At 63.7% G+C, this 17,358-nt stretch carries 13 protein-coding genes; 9 read left to right on the forward strand and 4 right to left on the reverse strand.

Going from position 1 to position 17,358, the window contains the following annotated elements; genetic code table 11:
• Window positions 1-80 precede the first annotated feature (80 nt).
• A complete protein-coding gene (locus tag QQ658_RS04880; RefSeq protein WP_286027030.1) occupies window positions 81-263 on the reverse strand; it encodes a DUF7455 domain-containing protein in 183 nt (60 codons plus the stop codon).
• Between the two features lie 372 nt (window positions 264-635).
• On the opposite strand from QQ658_RS04880, the gene QQ658_RS04885 reads away from it, so the two are divergent.
• The 5 genes from QQ658_RS04885 to katG all read left to right on the forward strand — a co-directional run bounded on the left by QQ658_RS04885 (window position 636) and on the right by katG (window position 8,529).
• Entirely contained in the window at window positions 636-2,726 is a 2,091-nt protein-coding gene (locus QQ658_RS04885) for a DNA gyrase/topoisomerase IV subunit B (protein WP_286026545.1), read from the forward strand.
• Window positions 2,727-3,051: 325 nt separating this feature from the next.
• Window positions 3,052-4,371 (forward strand): MFS transporter, encoded by a 1,320-nt coding sequence (locus QQ658_RS04890; RefSeq protein ID WP_286027031.1) that lies wholly within the window; start codon window positions 3,052-3,054, stop codon window positions 4,369-4,371.
• Window positions 4,372-4,599: 228 nt separating this feature from the next.
• Window positions 4,600-5,220, forward strand: a complete 621-nt coding sequence (locus QQ658_RS04895; RefSeq protein WP_286026546.1) for a hypothetical protein — start codon at window positions 4,600-4,602, stop codon at window positions 5,218-5,220.
• A gap of 254 nt (window positions 5,221-5,474) precedes the next feature.
• On the forward strand, window positions 5,475-5,975 hold the full coding sequence (locus tag QQ658_RS04900; RefSeq protein ID WP_286027032.1) for a DUF4232 domain-containing protein: 501 nt from the start codon (window positions 5,475-5,477) through the stop codon (window positions 5,973-5,975).
• Between the two features lie 358 nt (window positions 5,976-6,333).
• The gene (gene katG, locus QQ658_RS04905; RefSeq protein ID WP_286027033.1) at window positions 6,334-8,529 is read left to right on the forward strand and encodes a catalase/peroxidase HPI; all 2,196 of its coding nucleotides are present in this window, start codon (window positions 6,334-6,336) and stop codon (window positions 8,527-8,529) included.
• 278 nt (window positions 8,530-8,807) lie between these two features.
• Here katG and QQ658_RS04910 read toward each other — a convergent pair whose 3' ends face one another.
• Both QQ658_RS04910 and QQ658_RS04915 read right to left on the reverse strand, forming a co-directional pair.
• Window positions 8,808-9,614, reverse strand: a complete 807-nt coding sequence (locus QQ658_RS04910) for an HAD-IIB family hydrolase (RefSeq protein ID WP_286026547.1) — start codon at window positions 9,612-9,614, stop codon at window positions 8,808-8,810.
• 163 nt (window positions 9,615-9,777) lie between these two features.
• Window positions 9,778-10,764 carry a hypothetical protein gene (locus tag QQ658_RS04915; RefSeq protein WP_286026548.1) on the reverse strand — a complete coding sequence of 329 codons (987 nt, stop codon included), beginning with the start codon at window positions 10,762-10,764 and terminating at the stop codon, window positions 9,778-9,780.
• 131 nt (window positions 10,765-10,895) lie between these two features.
• On the opposite strand from QQ658_RS04915, the gene QQ658_RS04920 reads away from it, so the two are divergent.
• The 4 genes from QQ658_RS04920 to QQ658_RS04935 are packed head-to-tail and all read left to right on the forward strand — an operon-like array spanning window position 10,896 to window position 15,020.
• Window positions 10,896-11,993, forward strand: coding sequence for an AAA family ATPase (locus tag QQ658_RS04920; protein WP_502928949.1), 1,098 nt, complete (start codon window positions 10,896-10,898; stop codon window positions 11,991-11,993).
• Between the two features lie 14 nt (window positions 11,994-12,007).
• On the forward strand, window positions 12,008-13,081 hold the full coding sequence (locus QQ658_RS04925) for a DUF58 domain-containing protein (protein ID WP_286026550.1): 1,074 nt from the start codon (window positions 12,008-12,010) through the stop codon (window positions 13,079-13,081).
• Window positions 13,078-14,058, forward strand: coding sequence for a VWA domain-containing protein (locus QQ658_RS04930; RefSeq protein WP_286026551.1), 981 nt, complete (start codon window positions 13,078-13,080; stop codon window positions 14,056-14,058). Before QQ658_RS04925 ends, QQ658_RS04930 begins: the two co-directional genes overlap by 4 nt.
• On the forward strand, window positions 14,058-15,020 hold the full coding sequence (locus QQ658_RS04935) for a VWA domain-containing protein (protein WP_286026552.1): 963 nt from the start codon (window positions 14,058-14,060) through the stop codon (window positions 15,018-15,020). Before QQ658_RS04930 ends, QQ658_RS04935 begins: the two co-directional genes overlap by 1 nt.
• Before the next feature lies 1 nt (window position 15,021).
• On the opposite strand, the gene QQ658_RS04940 is transcribed toward QQ658_RS04935, so the two are convergent.
• Window positions 15,022-17,286 carry an alpha/beta hydrolase family protein gene (locus QQ658_RS04940; protein ID WP_286026553.1) on the reverse strand — a complete coding sequence of 755 codons (2,265 nt, stop codon included), beginning with the start codon at window positions 17,284-17,286 and terminating at the stop codon, window positions 15,022-15,024.
• Window positions 17,287-17,358: the final 72 nt, after the last annotated feature.

A 17,358-nucleotide genomic window follows, 5' to 3' on the forward strand; every position in this document is an offset into this window, starting at 1 on the left:
GGCTGAGTCTAAGCAAGCCCTCTCCAAAACAACTGCGGCCCGGCTCTGGGAGCCGGACCGCAGAAATACGTACTGTCAGATCAGCTGAGCCTGTCGGTCTCATCATGAATCTGAAGAGCAACCTGCTTCAGCTTGTCAGAATGCATTCGTGCATGGTGTGCACAGAAGAGCAATTCGCCACCAGATGCGAGGGTTACGCGAAGGTATGCCTGCGCACCACAGCGATCACAACGATCGGCTGCAGTCAGCGGCTTTTCACTCATGACTGTCGCGTTCAATTTTGTCTCCTCACTATCCGGGGATCGTTCCGGTCGCTCGGTTAACACGCAAGACGTGAACTTTGTTCCCTTGCCTTGAAGCCTACTCGCCGCCAGCACAAGTCAAGTCGTGGGTTCATGGCGATTCGGGTATGACGGCATCAGCGATCAATGAAGGCCGGCCGCTTCGGTGGTCCGGCTGTGATGTGCGAAACCTTCCGCGATTGAGTCAGGTCAGCCATGACACGCCGATGGCTGACCCGCCCGGGCCGGGATCGTGGAAGGTTTTGCACGGCCTGCGTCAACAGACTCAATCGCTTCGGGACTCGCAAGCAAGCTTGCAGTCCGCTCAGCTCAATCGTCTGTATTCTTCAGTTCGTGCCACCACGCAGTAATAACAAGCCAACGAATGCGACACCCAGCCGGGACTACGAGGCGAAGAACCTGCTCGTCCTCGAAGGGTTGGAGGCCGTGCGTAAGCGTCCGGCCATGTACATCGGCTCGACTGACACCCGCGGGCTGATGCACTGCATGTGGGAGATCATCGACAACTCGGTGGACGAAGCGCTCGCCGGATTCGGCACTTCGATCGAGATCAAGCTGAATGCCGATGGTTCGGTTTTCGTCGCCGATCGGGGACGCGGCATTCCGGTGGACATCGAGCCTCGCACGGGGCTGGTCGGCGTCGAGGTGGTCTACACCAAACTGCATGCCGGCGGTAAGTTCGGCACCGGCAACTACAACGTGGCAGGTGGCCTGCACGGTGTGGGTGCCTCGGTGGTGAACGCACTGAGCTCCCGCCTCGATGTCGAGGTCGACCGCAACGGCGTCACCTGGGCGATGAGTTTTCGCCGAGGTATCCCCGGTGTCTTCGACGGCGAAGGCCCGGACGCGCCGTTCACGCCTGAACATGGGCTGCGCAAGATCGCGAAGGTCGGCCGCCAGGTCAATGGGACCCGGGTGCGTTACTGGGCTGATCGGCAGATCTTCCTCAAGGGCGCAGAGCTTTCCTATAACCAACTGCTCGATCGTGCTCGGCAGACCAGTTTTCTGGTGCCGGGGCTCGAACTGGTGGTCACCGATGAACGCGGCGAGTTCACCGACTCCGAGACCTTCAAGCATGATGGCGGCATCTCCGAATTCACCGACTATCTGGCCAAGGATCAGCCGGTCACTGAGGTGCTGCGTATTCAAGGCGATGCGTCGTTCACCGAGACCGTGCCGATGCTTGACGACAACGGGGCAATGACCCCGACCGACGTCGACCGCGATCTCTTCGTCGATATCGCGGTGCGCTGGGGCAACGGCTACGAGACCACCGAACGATCATTCGTCAACATCGTCGCCACACCCAAGGGTGGCACTCATGTGCAGGGCTTCGAGCGCGGCCTGCTCAAGGCATTTCTGGCCGGGCTCGACGGCACTCGGCTGCTGAAGAATGGCGACGACGTCACCAAGGACGACGTCTTGGAAGGTATGACCGCGGTCATCACGGTCCGGTTGCCGGAGCCGCAGTTCGAGGGGCAGACCAAGGAGACGCTGGGTACCCCGCCGGTCGCCCGGCTGGTGGCCCAGATAGTCGAGCGGCAACTCGGCAGTTTCTTGAACTCGACCAAGGGCAATGAGCGCGCTCAGGCCCGCACCCTGATGGAGAAGGTGGTCAATGCCTCCCGCGCCCGGGTCGCCGCCCGCGTGCACCGGGAGAATCAGCGCCGCAAGACCGCGCTCGAATCGGCGAGCATGCCCCCGAAGCTGAAGGACTGCCACTCGCCGTCGGTTGATTCCGCCGAATTGTTCATCGTCGAGGGCGATTCGGCATTGGGCACGGCCAGCAGGGCTCGCAATTCCAATTTTCAGGCGCTGTTGCCGATCCGCGGCAAGATCTTGAACGTGCAGAAGGCCAGCGTGGCAGACATGCTGAAGAACCAGGAGTGTGCGTCCATCATTCAGGTGGTGGGAGCAGGTTCGGGCAAGACCTTCGACCTTGATCAGGCCCGCTACGGCAAGATCATCTTCATGGCGGACGCGGATTCCGATGGCGCACACATCCGCTGCCTGCTGGCAACTTTGTTCTTCCGCTACATGCGTCCGATGGTCGAGGCCGGCAGGGTGTTCTCTGCGGTGCCGCCGCTGCATCGTTTCGAGCTGATCAATCCGAAGCGGGGCATGGAAAAGTTCATTTACACCTATTCAGACCCGGAATATCAGCGCAAGCTGGCCGAACTCACCAAGAAGGGCCAGTCCTTCAAGGAGCCGCAGCGCTACAAGGGCCTCGGTGAGATGGACGCCGACCAGCTGGCCGACACCACGATGAACCCGCGCGGCAGACTGCTGCGCAGGCTCACGGTGGACGACGCCGCGCAGGCCGAGCGCACCTTCGAGATGCTGATGGGCAACGAGGTCGCGCCCCGCAAGGAGTTCATCATCGAGGGCGCCTACCAACTCGACGATGAACGGATTGACGCATGAGGCGGGCGCTCGCCAGGCGGCATCCAGAGCACGTCGGTGCTCCACGTAGTGAGGATGCCGAGTCGGACAGTCAGGCGATGATGCCGTGTGGGTCCGGCAAGTCGCGTAATAGCGAAGCCGGGTCCTGCTATCCACGTGACCGTTCGCGCAAGCACACGTTTCGGGCCCGTAGCGGCGTGGTGGCCAGGGATTACCTGGTTAAGCTCCGTTGTGCTGACGCGAAGGTGGCAGTGCAGTGACTAGCGCCGCAGGCGGATCATTGGAACCCGCGACGGCGCTGGGCCGGCCGAAGAGCGTCTCCAAAAAGAAGATCATCAGCTGGGCGATGTGGGATTGGGGCACCCAGCCGTTCAACACGGTCATCACCACGTTCGTCTTCGCTGTTTACATCACCGGCTCGGCCTTCGGGGAAACCAACCACACCTCGCAGGCGCTTTCGGTGTCGACCACGATCGCTGGCCTCATGGTTGCGCTGGCTGCTCCTGTGCTGGGGCAGACGACCGACCGCAGCGGACGAACAGTCACGGTGCTGAAAGGGCTCACCTGGTCGCTGGCGCTGATCTCGGCGGCACTGTTCTTCGTGAAACCCGACCCGTCCTATCTGTGGTTGGGCCTCGGCCTGTTGGCGGTGGGATCGATTGTCAGCGAGATCGCCGGGGTGAACTACAACTCGCTGCTCGACGAGGTCGCGGGCCAAGCGAACGTCGGCCGGGTGTCGGGATTCGGCTGGGGGATGGGCTATCTCGGCGGCATCGTGGTGCTGCTGGTGATCTACTTCGGCCTCATTCAGCCCGATGTCGGCTGGTTCGGCATCACCAGCGACGACGGCATGGATATTCGCGTGTCAATGATCGTCTGCGGTTTGTGGACGCTGCTGTTCACCATCCCAACCTTCGTGAATATTCACGATCGCCCAGCGCCGCTCCGCAAACCGATGCCGGCGGCGAAGAAATTCGCAGGCCGCAAGCCGCGCTTCATCTGGGCGTGGCTGGGTCCGGTAGCGGCCTCATATTCTGAACTTGGCAATACCGTTCTCCGGTTGTGGAAGGCCAGCCGCCACACGGTGTTCTTCCTCGCCGCATCGGCGCTGTTCCGCGATGGGTTGGCCGGCGTCTTCGCTTTCGGTGCGGTGATCGCAGCTGGAACTTTCGGGTTCAGTAGCGGCGATGTGGTGATCTTCGGTGCCGCCGCCAATATCATCGCCGGGCTGTCGACGATCGCTCTTGGCCTGCTGGACGACAAGCTCGGCCCCAAGCGGGTCATCCTGATCTCGTTGTCGGTGCTCGCGGTGACCGGATCGCTGATCTTCGTGCTGCATTCGCATGGTCCGATGGTGTTTTGGGTCGGCGGTCTGGTGATGTGCATGTTCGTCGGGCCCGCTCAGTCGGCGTCCAGGAGTTTCCTGGCGCGGCTGATTCCCGAAGGCAAATCGGGTGAGGTTTTCGGTCTATATGCCACGACCGGACGAGTGGTCTCGTTCTTGTCGCCGGCTCTGTTCGGTGTCGCGATCTGGCTCGGAGCCCGTATCACTGGGCAGCAGAACACCCAGTACTGGGGCATTCTCGGCATCGTGGCGGTGCTGATTCTCGGCTTGATAGTGATGATCCCGGTCAAGGAACACCCCGAATACTCACAGAAGATCTGAGACCCGAGTGTTGCGTGACAAGCGCGTTGACGCTGGATTATGGGTGTGAAACGCTGGGCCGTAGACAGTGACGTCACAGCCTTTCGATAGGAGCCCCTACTGATGCGCTCGCAGCAGAAATCTCACAGGTTGCGGTTCAGGGCGGTTTTGGTGGCCTTTGGGTTGGCGATCGCTACCGGGCTGAGCGGTTGCGGATCGGGTGGGTCTGCTCCGGCTCATACTCCTCCCTTGGAGGAAGATGCTCTGAAAGCTGCGATTGACGACATCTACGGCGGTTTCGATGACATCGTGATCGAGGACGAACAAGACTATGAATTCGATCTGCCTGACGCCGGTGTGATCACTCAGATGGCGGACGGATCATATTTCACGTTGACGATCAAGGACGATCAGGGGCGGGAGCTGGCGCAGATGGACGCGCTGGACTATGGCCCGCTTACCTTCGGATTGCCGGGCTCCGATTTGGAGAATGCGGCCAAGGTATCCGTCACGACGCTCGTTCATTTCGAAGTGCTTGTGATGCCGATTTCTGAGTGCCTCGAGCTGGGGGTGGCCAGGCTCGGCAATGCGGGGGAGGGCGAACGGTGCATGATCTACGGCGGCTTCGGAGAGACGCGGACGATCAGCGGCGGCGACGGCGTGCCGCCGGACGGCGTGGGTACCGAAGTGACCGTGCGGCAGATCACCGATGGCGCCTCGACCACGCTGCTCGATCAGGCACCGATCAGCGGTGGCAGCTCGGCTGCGGCGTCCATCACGCTTGATCCCGGCCCGTCGGTGCTGATCGTTGAAGCCAGCACAGGTCAGTTCGAATCCATCGGCCAGTGGGAGATCGATCCCGGAGTCTAAGGCTCATGATGTCCGAAACCACCAACAAGTTCGATGACGCCCGCTATGTCGAGCTTCGTGCCGCGGAAGAAATATCGGCTTCAGCGTCGTAACGTGGGTCCATGAGAAAAACGATGCAGACAGGATTTTCCATCGCTGCGGCATCGCTTATGGTGCTGGGAGCGGCGGGTTGTTCGTCGTCCGATACGGGCGATTCCGCCTCACCGAGCCCATCCGCGTCCTCCACCGCGGTGTCGCCATCGGCGTCCTCGCCAATGCCCAGTGAGACCGAATCGCCGGCACCAAGCGCTGAGCCGACTGGGACAGGGGGGCAGGAGCCTGCTCCTGAAGGCGTCTGTGCCGCCAGCCAGCTCACCGCGAGCGCTGCGACCGCGGAAGGCGGCGGTGCCGCCGGCACCTTCGGCATGACCATCACTCTGACCAATACCTCCGACATCGAGTGCACGATGAACGGCTTCCCCGGCGTCTCCTTCGTCGGGGGCGGCAACGGGACCCAGATCGGCGCTCCTGCCGAACGCGACGAATCCCAGCAAGCTGCACCGGTGACCTTGGCCCCCGGTGGGTCGGCCTCCGCCGCGTTACAGGTGGGCCAATTCGGCACCTACGACCCGGATGAATGCGATGCGGAACCTGTCGAAGGTTTCCGTATCTACCCGCCTGATCAAACCGAAGCCGTCTTCGCCGAGTACACCGGAACGGCCGGCTGCAAGAACGAAGATATCAAGCTGCTGACCGTCGGTCCGGTGACCGCATAAGAGGTTGCGCAACCTCAGAAGTCCGGCGGAGCATCGATACGACCTACGGCAGCGTCTCCATCGGGTATTGAGACTTTAAGAATCCGCACGAATTCATGGTCTTCGACAGGGTTCTCGCCCATGCCAGGGCGAGCACCCTGTCCATGCGCGGATGCTGTGATATGGCCCTGTCCACCTCAAGCCGGCTTGGGGCACAATTCTTGGGTCCGGTCATAGCTCGTCCGCGGGGCGATGGCCCTCAACGTTCCGCTGGTGGTGAATTCGGAACTGCCCGGCCATTCAACACAACTACGGTGAGGATCGTTATGCGCATTTTTGAAAACAACACCTCACGGAAGGACAAAAGTTGAGCGACGAGATGACATGCCCCGTCATCGGTGGCGGCGATGAGCCCGAGCACGGCGGCGAATACGGCACGACGAACCGGGATTGGTGGCCCGACCGGCTCAACCTCAAGATCCTGGCCAAGAACCCCGATGTGGCGAACCCGCAGGGGGCCGACTTCGACTACAAACAGGCCTTCGAGGCGCTCGATCTCGAAGAAGTCAAGAAAGACATCGACGCCGTGCTTTCCGACTCGCAGCCCTGGTGGCCCGCGGACTTCGGCTACTACGGACCGCTGATCATCCGGATGGCCTGGCATGCCGCCGGCACCTACCGCGTGTTCGACGGACGCGGTGGAGCGGGCACCGGCCAGCAGCGGTTCGCCCCGCTGAACAGCTGGCCCGACAACGTCAGCCTCGACAAGGCCCGCCGGATTCTGTGGCCGGTGAAGAAGAAGTATGGCAAGTCGCTGTCGTGGGGCGACCTGATGATTCTGGCCGGAAACGTCGCCCACCAGCACATGGGCATGCCCGTCTTCGGCTTCGGCGGCGGTCGTCCCGAAACGTGGGAGCCGGACGACGATGTCTACTGGGGCTCGGAGAAGTCGTGGCTGGGCACCGAAGAGCGCTACACCGGCGAACGCGACCTGGAGAAGCCGCTCGGTGCGACCACCATGGGCCTCATCTACGTCAACCCGGAAGGCCCGGAAGGCGAGCCCGACCCGGTGAAGGCAGCGATCGACATCCGCGAGACCTTCGCCCGGATGGGCATGAACGACGAAGAGACCGTCGCGCTGATCGCCGGAGGCCACACCTTCGGCAAGACCCACGGTGCTGCCCCTGATGGTGAGCATGTCGCCGCGAACCCCGAAGGCGCGCCCCTGGAGAAAATGGGCCTGGGATGGTCGAATGACTACGGCGAAGGCAGCGGTAACGACGCCATCACCTCGGGCCTCGAAGTGACCTGGACCTATCACCCGACTCGCTGGGACAACGAGTTTTTCCACATTCTGTTCGCCTACGAATGGGAGCTCACCACCGGTGAGGGCGGCCACTACCACTGGCGTCCGAAAGACGGTGCGGGCTCCGACATGGTGCCGATGGCCCAAGGTGATGGACGCCGGGAGCCGCGCATGCTCACCACCGATTTGTCGCTGCGAGTCGACCCGACCTACGAGAAGATCTCCCGGCGTTTCAAGGACGATCAGGCAGCCTTCACCGAGGCTTACCGTCGCGGCTGGTTCAAGCTGACCCACCGCGATATGGGCCCGAAGTCGCGCTACCTCGGCGCCGACGTGCCCGACGAGGACCTGATCTGGCAAGATCCGATACCGGCTCGCGGCTACGAGCTGATCGACGCTGCCGACGTCGCACAGCTCAAGCAGCAGATCGCCGGTTCCGGCCTCTCGGTGAGCGAGCTGGTGTCGACGGCGTGGGCTGCGGCGTCCTCATTCCGCGGCTCCGACAAGCGTGGTGGCGCGAACGGCGGACGCATCCGTCTCGAGCCGCAGCGCAGCTGGGAGGTCAATAATCCCGAGCAGCTGAACAAGGTCATCGGCGTGCTGGAAGGCATTCAGGCCGACTTCAATGCTCAGGCCTCCGGTGGCAAGCAGGTGTCATTCGCCGATCTGGTGGTGCTGGCCGGCAATGTCGGGGTGGAGCAGGCCGCGAAGGCGGCCGGCTACGACATTCAGGTGCCGTTCACTCCGGGCCGCACCGATTCCACCCAGGAGCAGACCGATGTCGAATCGTTCGGCTACTTGGAGCCGTGGGCCGATGGTTTCCGCAACTATCAGAGCCGTCGCGCGATGAGCAAGCAGGCCGAGTTCCTGCTGGTCGATCGGGCCAATCTGCTGACGCTGTCTGCTCCGCAGATGACCGTGCTGATCGGTGGTTTGCGGGTGCTCAGCACCAACTGGGACGGCTCCGACTACGGTGTGCTCACCGATCGTCCGGGTGCGTTGACGAATGACTTCTTCGTGAATCTGCTGGACATGACACTCACCTGGAAACCACTCGACCCGGGCTCGTACGCGTTCGAGGCCATTGACGACGCCACCGGTGAGCGCAGGTTCACTGGCACCCGCGCCGACCTGGTCTTCGGCTCGAACTCCGAACTGCGCGCGGTCGCCGAGGTCTATGCCTCGGACGACGCGGCCGAGAAATTCGTCCGCGATTTCGTCGCCGCCTGGGCAAAGGTGATGGATCTGGATCGTTTCGACATCCGCTGAACTTGGTGAAGGGCTGTGATGGTTGCCGACGCAAACCGAAAACAGACGCTTGCTTTCCGGCAACCACGACCGCCCCTATCCGGAATCAGCTGAATCTTGACTGCAGCCGCTACTTTGTCTGGTGAAGGATGGTGATGGTTGCCGGCGCAAACCGAAAACAGAGGTTTGCTTCCGGGCAGGCACGACCATCCCAAAACCGAGAACAGCAGATGACCAGGATGCTGTAGGTCAGTTCAAGGAATGCCCGTCGTCCAGCAACAGGGCGGCGGGCACCTTCTTTACTGCTCACCCAGCAGGCGCAGAATCGTGCGTCCGACCCCACCCGAGTTGTTATCGCCGGCGATGGGGAAGCCCGCGTCCAGCATCGCCGGGTGACAGGTCTCCATCACGTAGCCGAGGCCGGCCAGATCGAGCATCTGCAGGTCGTTGGGCATGTCGCCGAAGGCGAGCATCCGCTCGGGCGCAAGCCGTAGATCGGCAAGCAGCTCGCGTAGCGCGAGCGCCTTACTGACCCCCGGTGCCGACATCTCCAGCATGCCGACCTCGGAGATGTAGCTGAAGGTCACGGTCAGGTGGTCTGCCATCAGCGGAGTGGCGATGGCGGCCAGCTCATCGGTGCGGGTGCGCGGATCGACCACGAGCAGCTTGACGATCGGCCCTCGTGCCAGCAACGCCTCAAGTGGAGCTTGGAAGTCGGCATCGATCTCGCGGGTAAAGCTTGCGAAGTCGGGTTCGGTTCCCCAATCCGTCAGGTATTCGGCCGCGAAGACCGCATCGGGTACCCGCTCACGGAGCAGCAGTGCGGCCCGCAGCGTCGCCTCGGGGTCCATCGGACGAACGTGCGCCACCTGTCCGGAAGCCAGGTCGAAGGTAACGGCACCGTTGGCGGCTATCGCCCAGCCCAGCCCCGCAGTCAGGTCGTCCAAGACCCCGAACCAGCGCAACGGACGACCGGACGCGAAGACCGTCGGTATGCCACGAGCGGCAGCCACCTGAATCGCGTGCGCGTTCATCTCGGGAATCCGCTTGGCGTCATCGAGAAATGTGCCGTCCAAATCGGTGGCGATCAGATCGAACGGATTCATGGAGTGCAGGCCGCCGATCCTGTCCGCCTCACGCCCGGCCGAACACCGGCGACGAGGAGGCCGCCGAGCCAATCGGTCGCCAAGGACCCAGCCGGAGGACACGGCTCTTGCTGAACGCCGGTGACGAGGGGAGCATTGAGACCGAACGGATTCATGGCGCTGATCAAAGCCTGGTATTCGCCGAAGTCGGGGGCTGGGTATCGGTAGCCGATCCCTCACCACCGGTGCCCATCGACGGTTCCTTGCTGGGGGAGCCATCCTCACCCGGAGAGCTCTCGCCGCCGCTGGCGTCCGAACCGCTGGATTCAGGCGATCCCGAGTCGGAACCCGATTCTTCGGGCGATCCTGATTCCGAACCAGATTCCTCCGGCGAGCCGGAATCAGAACCCGAGCCGCCTCCGGAGGCACTTTGACTCTGGTTGGTCGGCACCGGCGGTTGCGGTGACTCGGGGGGAGAATTCTGGAAGAGCAGCACCGCGATCAGCAGTGCCAGCCCACACAAGAGAATCGTCAACGACCAGGACACCGCCAACGGAACCCAGCCGGTACGGTCGTGGCGGCCCGGCCACACGGCGGGCCAGACCCGCCAGGCTCCCGGACGCGAGTCGTCCAGCCAGTGCAAGCGATAGTCGGGGCCGGCGGGGCTACCCAACTCCGGGGTGCTCGACAGGTCGACCGAACGCAGCAACCGATCGGCTTCGGCCCTCGCATCTGTCGAGCCGTCGTAGAACAGCGCCACCCACGGCGCAATCGGGGAATCCTCCGGAGAAACCGGATCATCGGCCTCACTACGGTACTTGTATCCGAGACGGCCGCCGTCCTGCCCGTCGCCGCCGCGAGCCGCAACCGATTCGGCATGCAGCTTATTGACCTCGCCTGCCAACCTGTCACGTGCCGCAGGATCACGGGAAGCGCCCTCGGCCAGCACGATCAGCATCACCTCGGGCTGATCATCGGCATGGGCGAGGTAGACCACACCGGACTCGCGGCCGGTGAGCCGGGCGTCCAACCAGAAGTCGCCGATCTTCGGCGGATCGCTGACCAGCAGCGGAACGGCCTGCAGCGCCTCGGGTCCGGGCGCGGACGCAGACGCGTTCGGGCCGCGTGCAGGCGACGGGCTGCCGGGTTGATCAACTGGCGAATCGGACATCGAGCCAATCTCACCACATTTACGGGCTATCCCGAAGTGAAGGACCATCATTCAACCGATCACGCTCCCGGGCCTGGTCTCGGGCGGGGTATCGTGGCAGGGACGCTTAACCCGGACCCGGGTTCGATGAGATCGCCCACCACGCGGCCACTCAGCCACAGGAGAGAACGTTGACGAGCACGCCAGGCAATCAGCCCCCGCTGTCCACCCAAGATGCCGCGAAGGCTGTGGGGGAGGCGATCGCCGAAGTACAGCGAGTCATCGTCGGCCAGGAGCACATGGTCGAGCAGTTGATGGCCGGGCTGCTGGCCCAAGGCCACATCCTGCTGGAAGGCGTCCCCGGCACGGCGAAGACGCTGGCCGTGCGGACCTTCGCCACGGTCGTGGGCGGATCCTTCGCCCGCATTCAGTTCACCCCCGATCTGGTGCCCTCGGACATCGTCGGCACCCGCGTCTATCAGGCGTCCAAGGAAACCTTCGACATCGAGCTCGGCCCGGTCTTCACCAACTTCGTGCTGGCCGATGAGATCAACCGCGCGCCCGCCAAGGTTCAATCCGCAATGCTCGAACTGATGGCCGAGAAGCAGGTATCGATCGCCGGCCAGACCTACCCGATGAAGAAGCCGTTCATCGTGATCGCCACCCAGAACCCGGTCGAATCCGAAGGTGTCTATCCGCTGCCCGAGGCGCAACGCGACCGCTTCCTGCTCAAGGTCGACGTGCCCTACCCGAAGGGCAACGAGGAGTTCGAGATTCTGCGCCGGATGTCGGTGAGTGCCCCGGTGCCCCGGCAGATCCTCAATCCGGGGCTCACCTTCCAACTGCAGAACATGGCCTCGCACGTCTTCGTGCACAACCTGGTCGCCGAGTACATCGTTCGGCTGGTGCTGGCCACCCGCAACCCCGGCGAATTCAACATGCCCGACCTCGAACGGGTGATCCAGATCGGCAACTCGTCACGCGCCACCTTGGGCCTGACCGCGGCATCGCGAGCCGTCGCACTGATCCATGGGCGCGACTACGTGCTGCCGACCGATGTGCAGGCCATCGCCAAGGACGTGATGGCTCACCGGCTGGTACTCAGCTTCGACGCCATCGCCGACAATATTTCTGCCTTGCAGGTCGTGGAGCGGATTCTTGCCATGGTGCCCGCGCCGACGCCGGTCTGGAATCAGGAACAGCGCGCTCAGGCCCGCACCCAGCACCGTCACCAGCCGAGCTACGAGTGAGCTTCGGGCGATAGATGAGCGGACCTGATTTCACCGTCTCGAAGACCGGGACCACCAAGGCCAACGGACGCCACGATGTGGGGGCGGCCGGCAGCGTGCTGCGCGAACCCACCGGCCCGACCGTCCCGCTGAACAAACTCGCCCCGGAAGCCGCATTGCGCCGCTTGGAGCTGACCGTCGTCCGCCGGCTCGAAGGCTTCTTGCAGGGCGACCACCTGGGTCTGCTGCCGGGCCCGGGCTCCGATCTCAACGACGCCAGGCTGTATGTGCCGGGCCAAGACGATGTGCGCCGGATGGATTGGGCGGTCACTGCCCGCACCACCGTGCCGCACGTGCGCGACACTATGGCTGACCGCGAACTCGAGGTTTGGGCGCTGCTCGACGCGACCCCGTCGATGAACTGGGGTACTGCAGGCGTGACCAAACGAGACCTCGGCATCGCCGCCATCGCCACCCTCGGATTCATCAGCCAGAAGATGGGCGACCGCTTCGGTGGCATGGTAATGCACTCCGATTCGGTGAAGCGCTTTCCCGCGAGATCCGGACGACAAGCTCTCTACGGTTTGCTCGGTAAGCTGCTGGAAGACCCGATCGAAAAGGACAATCAGCCGGCCACGCTCGGCCTGCCGGAGGGCATCGAGGCATTGATCCGGACGCAGCGCCGCCGCGGAATGCGGGTCGTGGTGTCCGACTTCCTCGATCCGGGGGACGAAGAACTCGATCCCCAGGCCCCGCCGAGCTGGGAGCGTCCGCTGCGCAGGCTCGCGGTGCGCAACCAGGTGCTGTGCGTCGAGGTCATCGACGCCGGTGAGATGGAGTTTCCCGATGTGGGCGAGCTGCTGATCCGTGATCCGGAGACCGACTTCGCCCGGTTCGTCAATACCTCTGATCCGAGGGCCCGCAAGGTGATCGACCGGGCATCGGCGGCCCAACGAGAGCGGACGGCCGCCGCGATGCGGCGCGCAGGTGTCGGGCATATCAAGTTGCAAACCGACCGAGATTGGGTGACCGATATCGCACGCTTCGTGCTGACCTACCGGCAGACCGCCGCCGTGCTGCATCAGCCTCCGCAGGGGGTGAGCAAGTGACCGGCGACACCACCCAGGTCTGGTTGTGGGAGTTCTTCAACCCGGGACGCCTGTGGGCGCTGCTGATTCTGCCGGTGCTGATCATCGCCTACATCTTCTTGCTCCGGCTGAAGCGCAACCGCGGCATGCGCTATACCCAGACCGGCATCGTCGGTGCGGTGTTGCCCCGGCAGTCCCAGTGGCGCAGACATGTGTCGGTGGCGATGGCGTTGTGCTCGCTGGTCGCCATCGGCGGCGCGTGGGCGCGGCCGGCAGGCACCGAGAAGGTGCCCAGAGAACGGGCGACGATCGTGCTGGCCCTTGATCTGTCGCAGTCGATGCAGGCGACGGACATCGATCCCGACCGGCTGGACGCTTCGAAACAGGCCGCGAAGGATTTCATCGCGCAACTTCCCGCGTCCTACAACGTGGCGCTGGTCGCGGTTTCCGGCAACTCTAGGGTGCTGGCGCAGCCCACCAATGACCGTGGTTCGATCACTCGCTACATCGATGCTCTCGAGCTTGAGGATGGCACCAACATCGGCGACGCTATCGTGGCGAGTCTGGACGCGATCGCGCACGCACCCGGCGAGGAGGGCGAAGACCCCGCCCCGGGCATGATCATCCTGCTCTCGGATGGCGGCAACACCGGCGGCGAGACGGATCCGAATCAGGCGGCCGCGAGCGCCAAAGAACAAGAGGTGCCGATCAATACGATCGCCTTCGGCACCATGAACGGGTATGTGGACCTCGACGGGCAACGTTTCAACGTGGCCCCCGACACCGAGCTGCTGAGTTCGATCGCGAGCGAGTCCGGGGGAACCGCGGTGGACGCGAAGTCGGCCGGCGATCTGAACGACGCCTACGATCAGATGAACTCCGATGTCACCTATGAAGATGTGAAGAAGGAAGTGACCGCGCGGTGGGCGTTATATGCACTGGCGTTTGCTTTCGTCGCGTCGCTGGGCGCAGTCTCGATGGCAGCTAGGTGGCCGTGATGATACCGATGTTGGAGTTCATGCATCCCGGCAGGCTGTGGCTTTTGCTGCTGGTGGCCGCGGTATTGGTCTTTTACCTGATCGTCGGGAGCAGACTGCAAACCGGCACCAGGCGCCGCGGCAAGACCCGGTTGGATCTGGTGATACCGAAAGACTCCGCACTGAAGCGGCACATTTCTGTGGGGGCGTCGCTGCTGGCGATGGCCTCACTGGTGTTGGCCTATGCGCAGCCGCAAGACATCACCCAGGTGCCCCGGGAGCGCGCCACCGTGGTGGTCGCGATCGACATTTCGAGATCGATGAGGGCAGAGGATGTCTCGCCGAGCCGGATCGAGGCGGCCCAGACGGCGGCGAAGGAATTCGTCGATATGGTGCCGGCGAGCTTCAACATCGCGTTGGTGACGTTTTCGGGCACGGCACAGATCGCTGCGGCCCCGACAACCGATCACACGGCCGTGAAATCGGCCATCGATGCCATCGAGCTGGAACCCGCCACCGCGATCGGCGAAGCCATCTACACCTCGCTCGACACGCTGCAGCTCGCCCCGCCCGACCCCGACCACCCGGACGATCCGGCCCCCGGCGCGATCGTGCTGTTATCGGACGGCTACACCAATATCGGACGCGATTCCGCCGATGCCGCCACCGAAGCGAAGGAACAGAATGTTCCGATCTATGCCATCGCCTACGGCACCGCCGGCGGCTACGTCTACGAGGAAGGCGTGCGCGTCCCGGTTCCGGTGAATCATGCGGAGTTGTCGCAGATCGCGAAGAACTCCGGGGGCAAGAAATATTCGGCCGAATCGATCGGCGACCTGCGCGGGGTCTATCAGACCATCGCCAGCTCGATCGGCTACGACGAAGAACTCGTCGAGGTCACCGATCGGTTCGCGATGTATGCGCTGCTGCTGAGCGTGCTCGCCGGTGCCGGGGTGATCTCCTTGGCCGCCCGCTGGCCCTAGTTCAGCGCAGGTTCTCGATCGTCAGGTCGGGCAGATCGTCCGCGGGAGTGAACCCGAAGATCTGGGCGAGGAAACTGAGTTCGGCAGCCAGCGAGTCGCGCTTCGCGTCAGCGCCGCGGAAGCCATGTCCCTCGCCTTCGTAGATCCTGATGGCCATCGGCAGTTTGCGGCTTCTGGCCGCCTCGGCGAGCGCCGTCGATTGGCTCAACGCAACGACCGGATCATCGGTGCCCTGCAAGATCAGGATCGGCTTGTTGAGGCGGTCGAGCGTGTTGATGGGGGAGCGCCGCTCGTAGACGGCCTCGTCGTCGGGCCACGGGCCGATCAGGGAATCCAGGTAGCGCGCCTCGAACTTGTGGCCTCCCACCAGGGCCTTCAGATCGGTCACACCATAGCGGGTGATGCCGGCGGCGAACCGGTCGCTGTCCATCAGGGCGCGCAGTGCGGTGAAACCTCCGGCCGAACCACCGGCGATGGCGATGCGTCCGGGATCGATCAGCCCCGCGTCGATGGCGGCGTCGGCGGCGTCGATGCAGTCCTGCACGTCGGCCACGCCCCAGTTGTTTCGCAGCCGGTTGCGCCAGTCGCGCCCGAAACCTGCCGACCCCGAATAGTTGACGTCGATGACGGCGATGCCGCGTGAGGTCCAGAACTGGATGGTGGGGTAGTAGCCGTTGGTTGCCATCGCGGTGGGCCCGCCGTGTACTCGCAGCACGGCGGGTGGACGACGGCCCTTCGGGCCCAGGTAATCGTCGTTCGTGGGCGGGTAGTACCAGGCCTGGACGGCGCCCTGCCGACCATCGAAGCTCAGCGAGCGTCCAATCGACGTGACGGCGCGATCGGGCCGATCTCCGACCGAATGCACGACCTCGAGCGAGCCGTCAGGCTCGACGTGCACCAGGGCGGTATGCCCGTTGGCACGTTGGACGATCGCGTATCCGGCGCCGCCCGAGCTGGCGACCGATTCCACTGCCGAAACGCCCGCAAGCCTCCTGGCAGATTCACCAGCGCGCGAGACGATCTCCAGGTGGCACAGGCCGTCGTCCAAACGCCAGGTCAGCACCTGGTCGTCGCCGAGCGCAGCGGTGGCATGGTTGCCGAGCACGAACATCGGCAGGTCGTGATCGGCCGGGCCGGTGGTCAGTTGCCGCACCTGGGCACAGCGCGCCGGATCCTCGGACCATTCATGAAGCTGGAAATGGCCGCTCAGATCACTGGCGAAAATAAGGCTGCCATCGGCGTTCCAGCGCGGGTGCTGCACGGCGATGCCGTCGAGGCCCGCATCGGGGATGCCTGCGATCAGTTGGATGCCGTCGAGCCGCCACTGATCGCCGGAGGCGTCGAGACGAGCGACCTTGAGCTCGGTGGAGTCCCACGGCATTGCGGGCTGATTCCATTCCAGCCAGGCCAGGCGCCCGTGGGATGACAATGCGGGGTTGGCGTAGAAGTCGGCCCCCTGGGCGAGGACGTGTTCGCGCACCGGTTGATTCGCTTCCGAACCGGCGAACACCGTGCCTGATGGGCCGGCGTGCGGTTGGGGCCCGAAGCCCGCTGCATCCGATCTTCCGGGTGTCTCAGCTGACCGGTTGATCGGAGCTTGTCCTTGGACGTCGTTCTCGTCCGGATCATCGTCCACCGGCCCGAATGCGCCGGGGTCCGGCCAATGCAGAGCGACCAGGGTGGTCTTCGCGTCGCCCACAACCCGGTGGTCCTCGCGAACTGCCAGCACCGCGGCGATCTCGGGATAGACCCGCAGGTCGCCGTAGCGAACGTCGCCGTCGCTTCTGGTGAGGGCAGTAACGGTGCCGTCCGGAAAGCGCAGCTTCGCCATCTGGTCATTGTCATCGCACCAGGCAAGATATCCGCCGTGCACGTCATAGGCGCCGCCGCCGTATTCGTTGACTCTGGAGCGCACCGATGCGGCGGGGGTCAGCTGCTCACATCTTCCTGGTGCAGCTCCGTGATCGTCCCTTTGCCGGGGCCGGGTCGACGAATCCAGGACGGCCGGTTGCGTCGCTGAGTCCCGGTTGTGATTCAGGCCGGTTTCTGGCTGCTGCTCGGTGTCACCGACAGCTGGGGTGATGTCCAGCCGCATCACCGTGGTGCGTCCGTTCTCGTCGGGCAGCGACTCGAGCCAGTAGAGCGCGCCCTGATCTGCGACCAATTCACTGATGGACGCACCGCCGGCGATCACCTCGTCCAAGGTGATGGGTGATTTCCACGAACCATAAGGGGCAATGATCGGCTGCTGATCGGCGGTGCTCATGTGGCCCAAGTTAGCGCAAAGCCCGACAGAACTCGGGCCGTCAGTGACGGTCCGGTAGGACGTCTCACCCTA

Origin of the sequence: Propionimicrobium sp. PCR01-08-3 (genome assembly GCF_030286045.1) — a bacterium.
Taxonomy (GTDB): Bacteria; Actinomycetota; Actinomycetes; order Propionibacteriales; family Propionibacteriaceae; genus Brooklawnia.

Bases quoted from the DNA above. Each gene is read 5' to 3' on its own strand.
- QQ658_RS04940 (WP_286026553.1), bottom strand. From the start codon at position 17,286: ATGAGCACCGCCGATCAGCAGCCGATCATTGCCCCTTATGGTTCGTGG.
- QQ658_RS04935 (WP_286026552.1), top strand. From the start codon at position 14,058: ATGATACCGATGTTGGAGTTCATGCATCCCGGCAGGCTGTGGCTTTTG.
- QQ658_RS04880 (WP_286027030.1), bottom strand. From the start codon at position 263: ATGAGTGAAAAGCCGCTGACTGCAGCCGATCGTTGTGATCGCTGTGGT.
- QQ658_RS04910 (WP_286026547.1), bottom strand. From the start codon at position 9,614: ATGAATCCGTTCGATCTGATCGCCACCGATTTGGACGGCACATTTCTC.
- katG (WP_286027033.1), top strand. From the start codon at position 6,334: ATGACATGCCCCGTCATCGGTGGCGGCGATGAGCCCGAGCACGGCGGC.
- QQ658_RS04890 (WP_286027031.1), top strand. From the start codon at position 3,052: ATGTGGGATTGGGGCACCCAGCCGTTCAACACGGTCATCACCACGTTC.
- QQ658_RS04900 (WP_286027032.1), top strand. From the start codon at position 5,475: ATGCCCAGTGAGACCGAATCGCCGGCACCAAGCGCTGAGCCGACTGGG.
- QQ658_RS04925 (WP_286026550.1), top strand. From the start codon at position 12,008: ATGAGCGGACCTGATTTCACCGTCTCGAAGACCGGGACCACCAAGGCC.
- QQ658_RS04915 (WP_286026548.1), bottom strand. From the start codon at position 10,764: ATGTCCGATTCGCCAGTTGATCAACCCGGCAGCCCGTCGCCTGCACGC.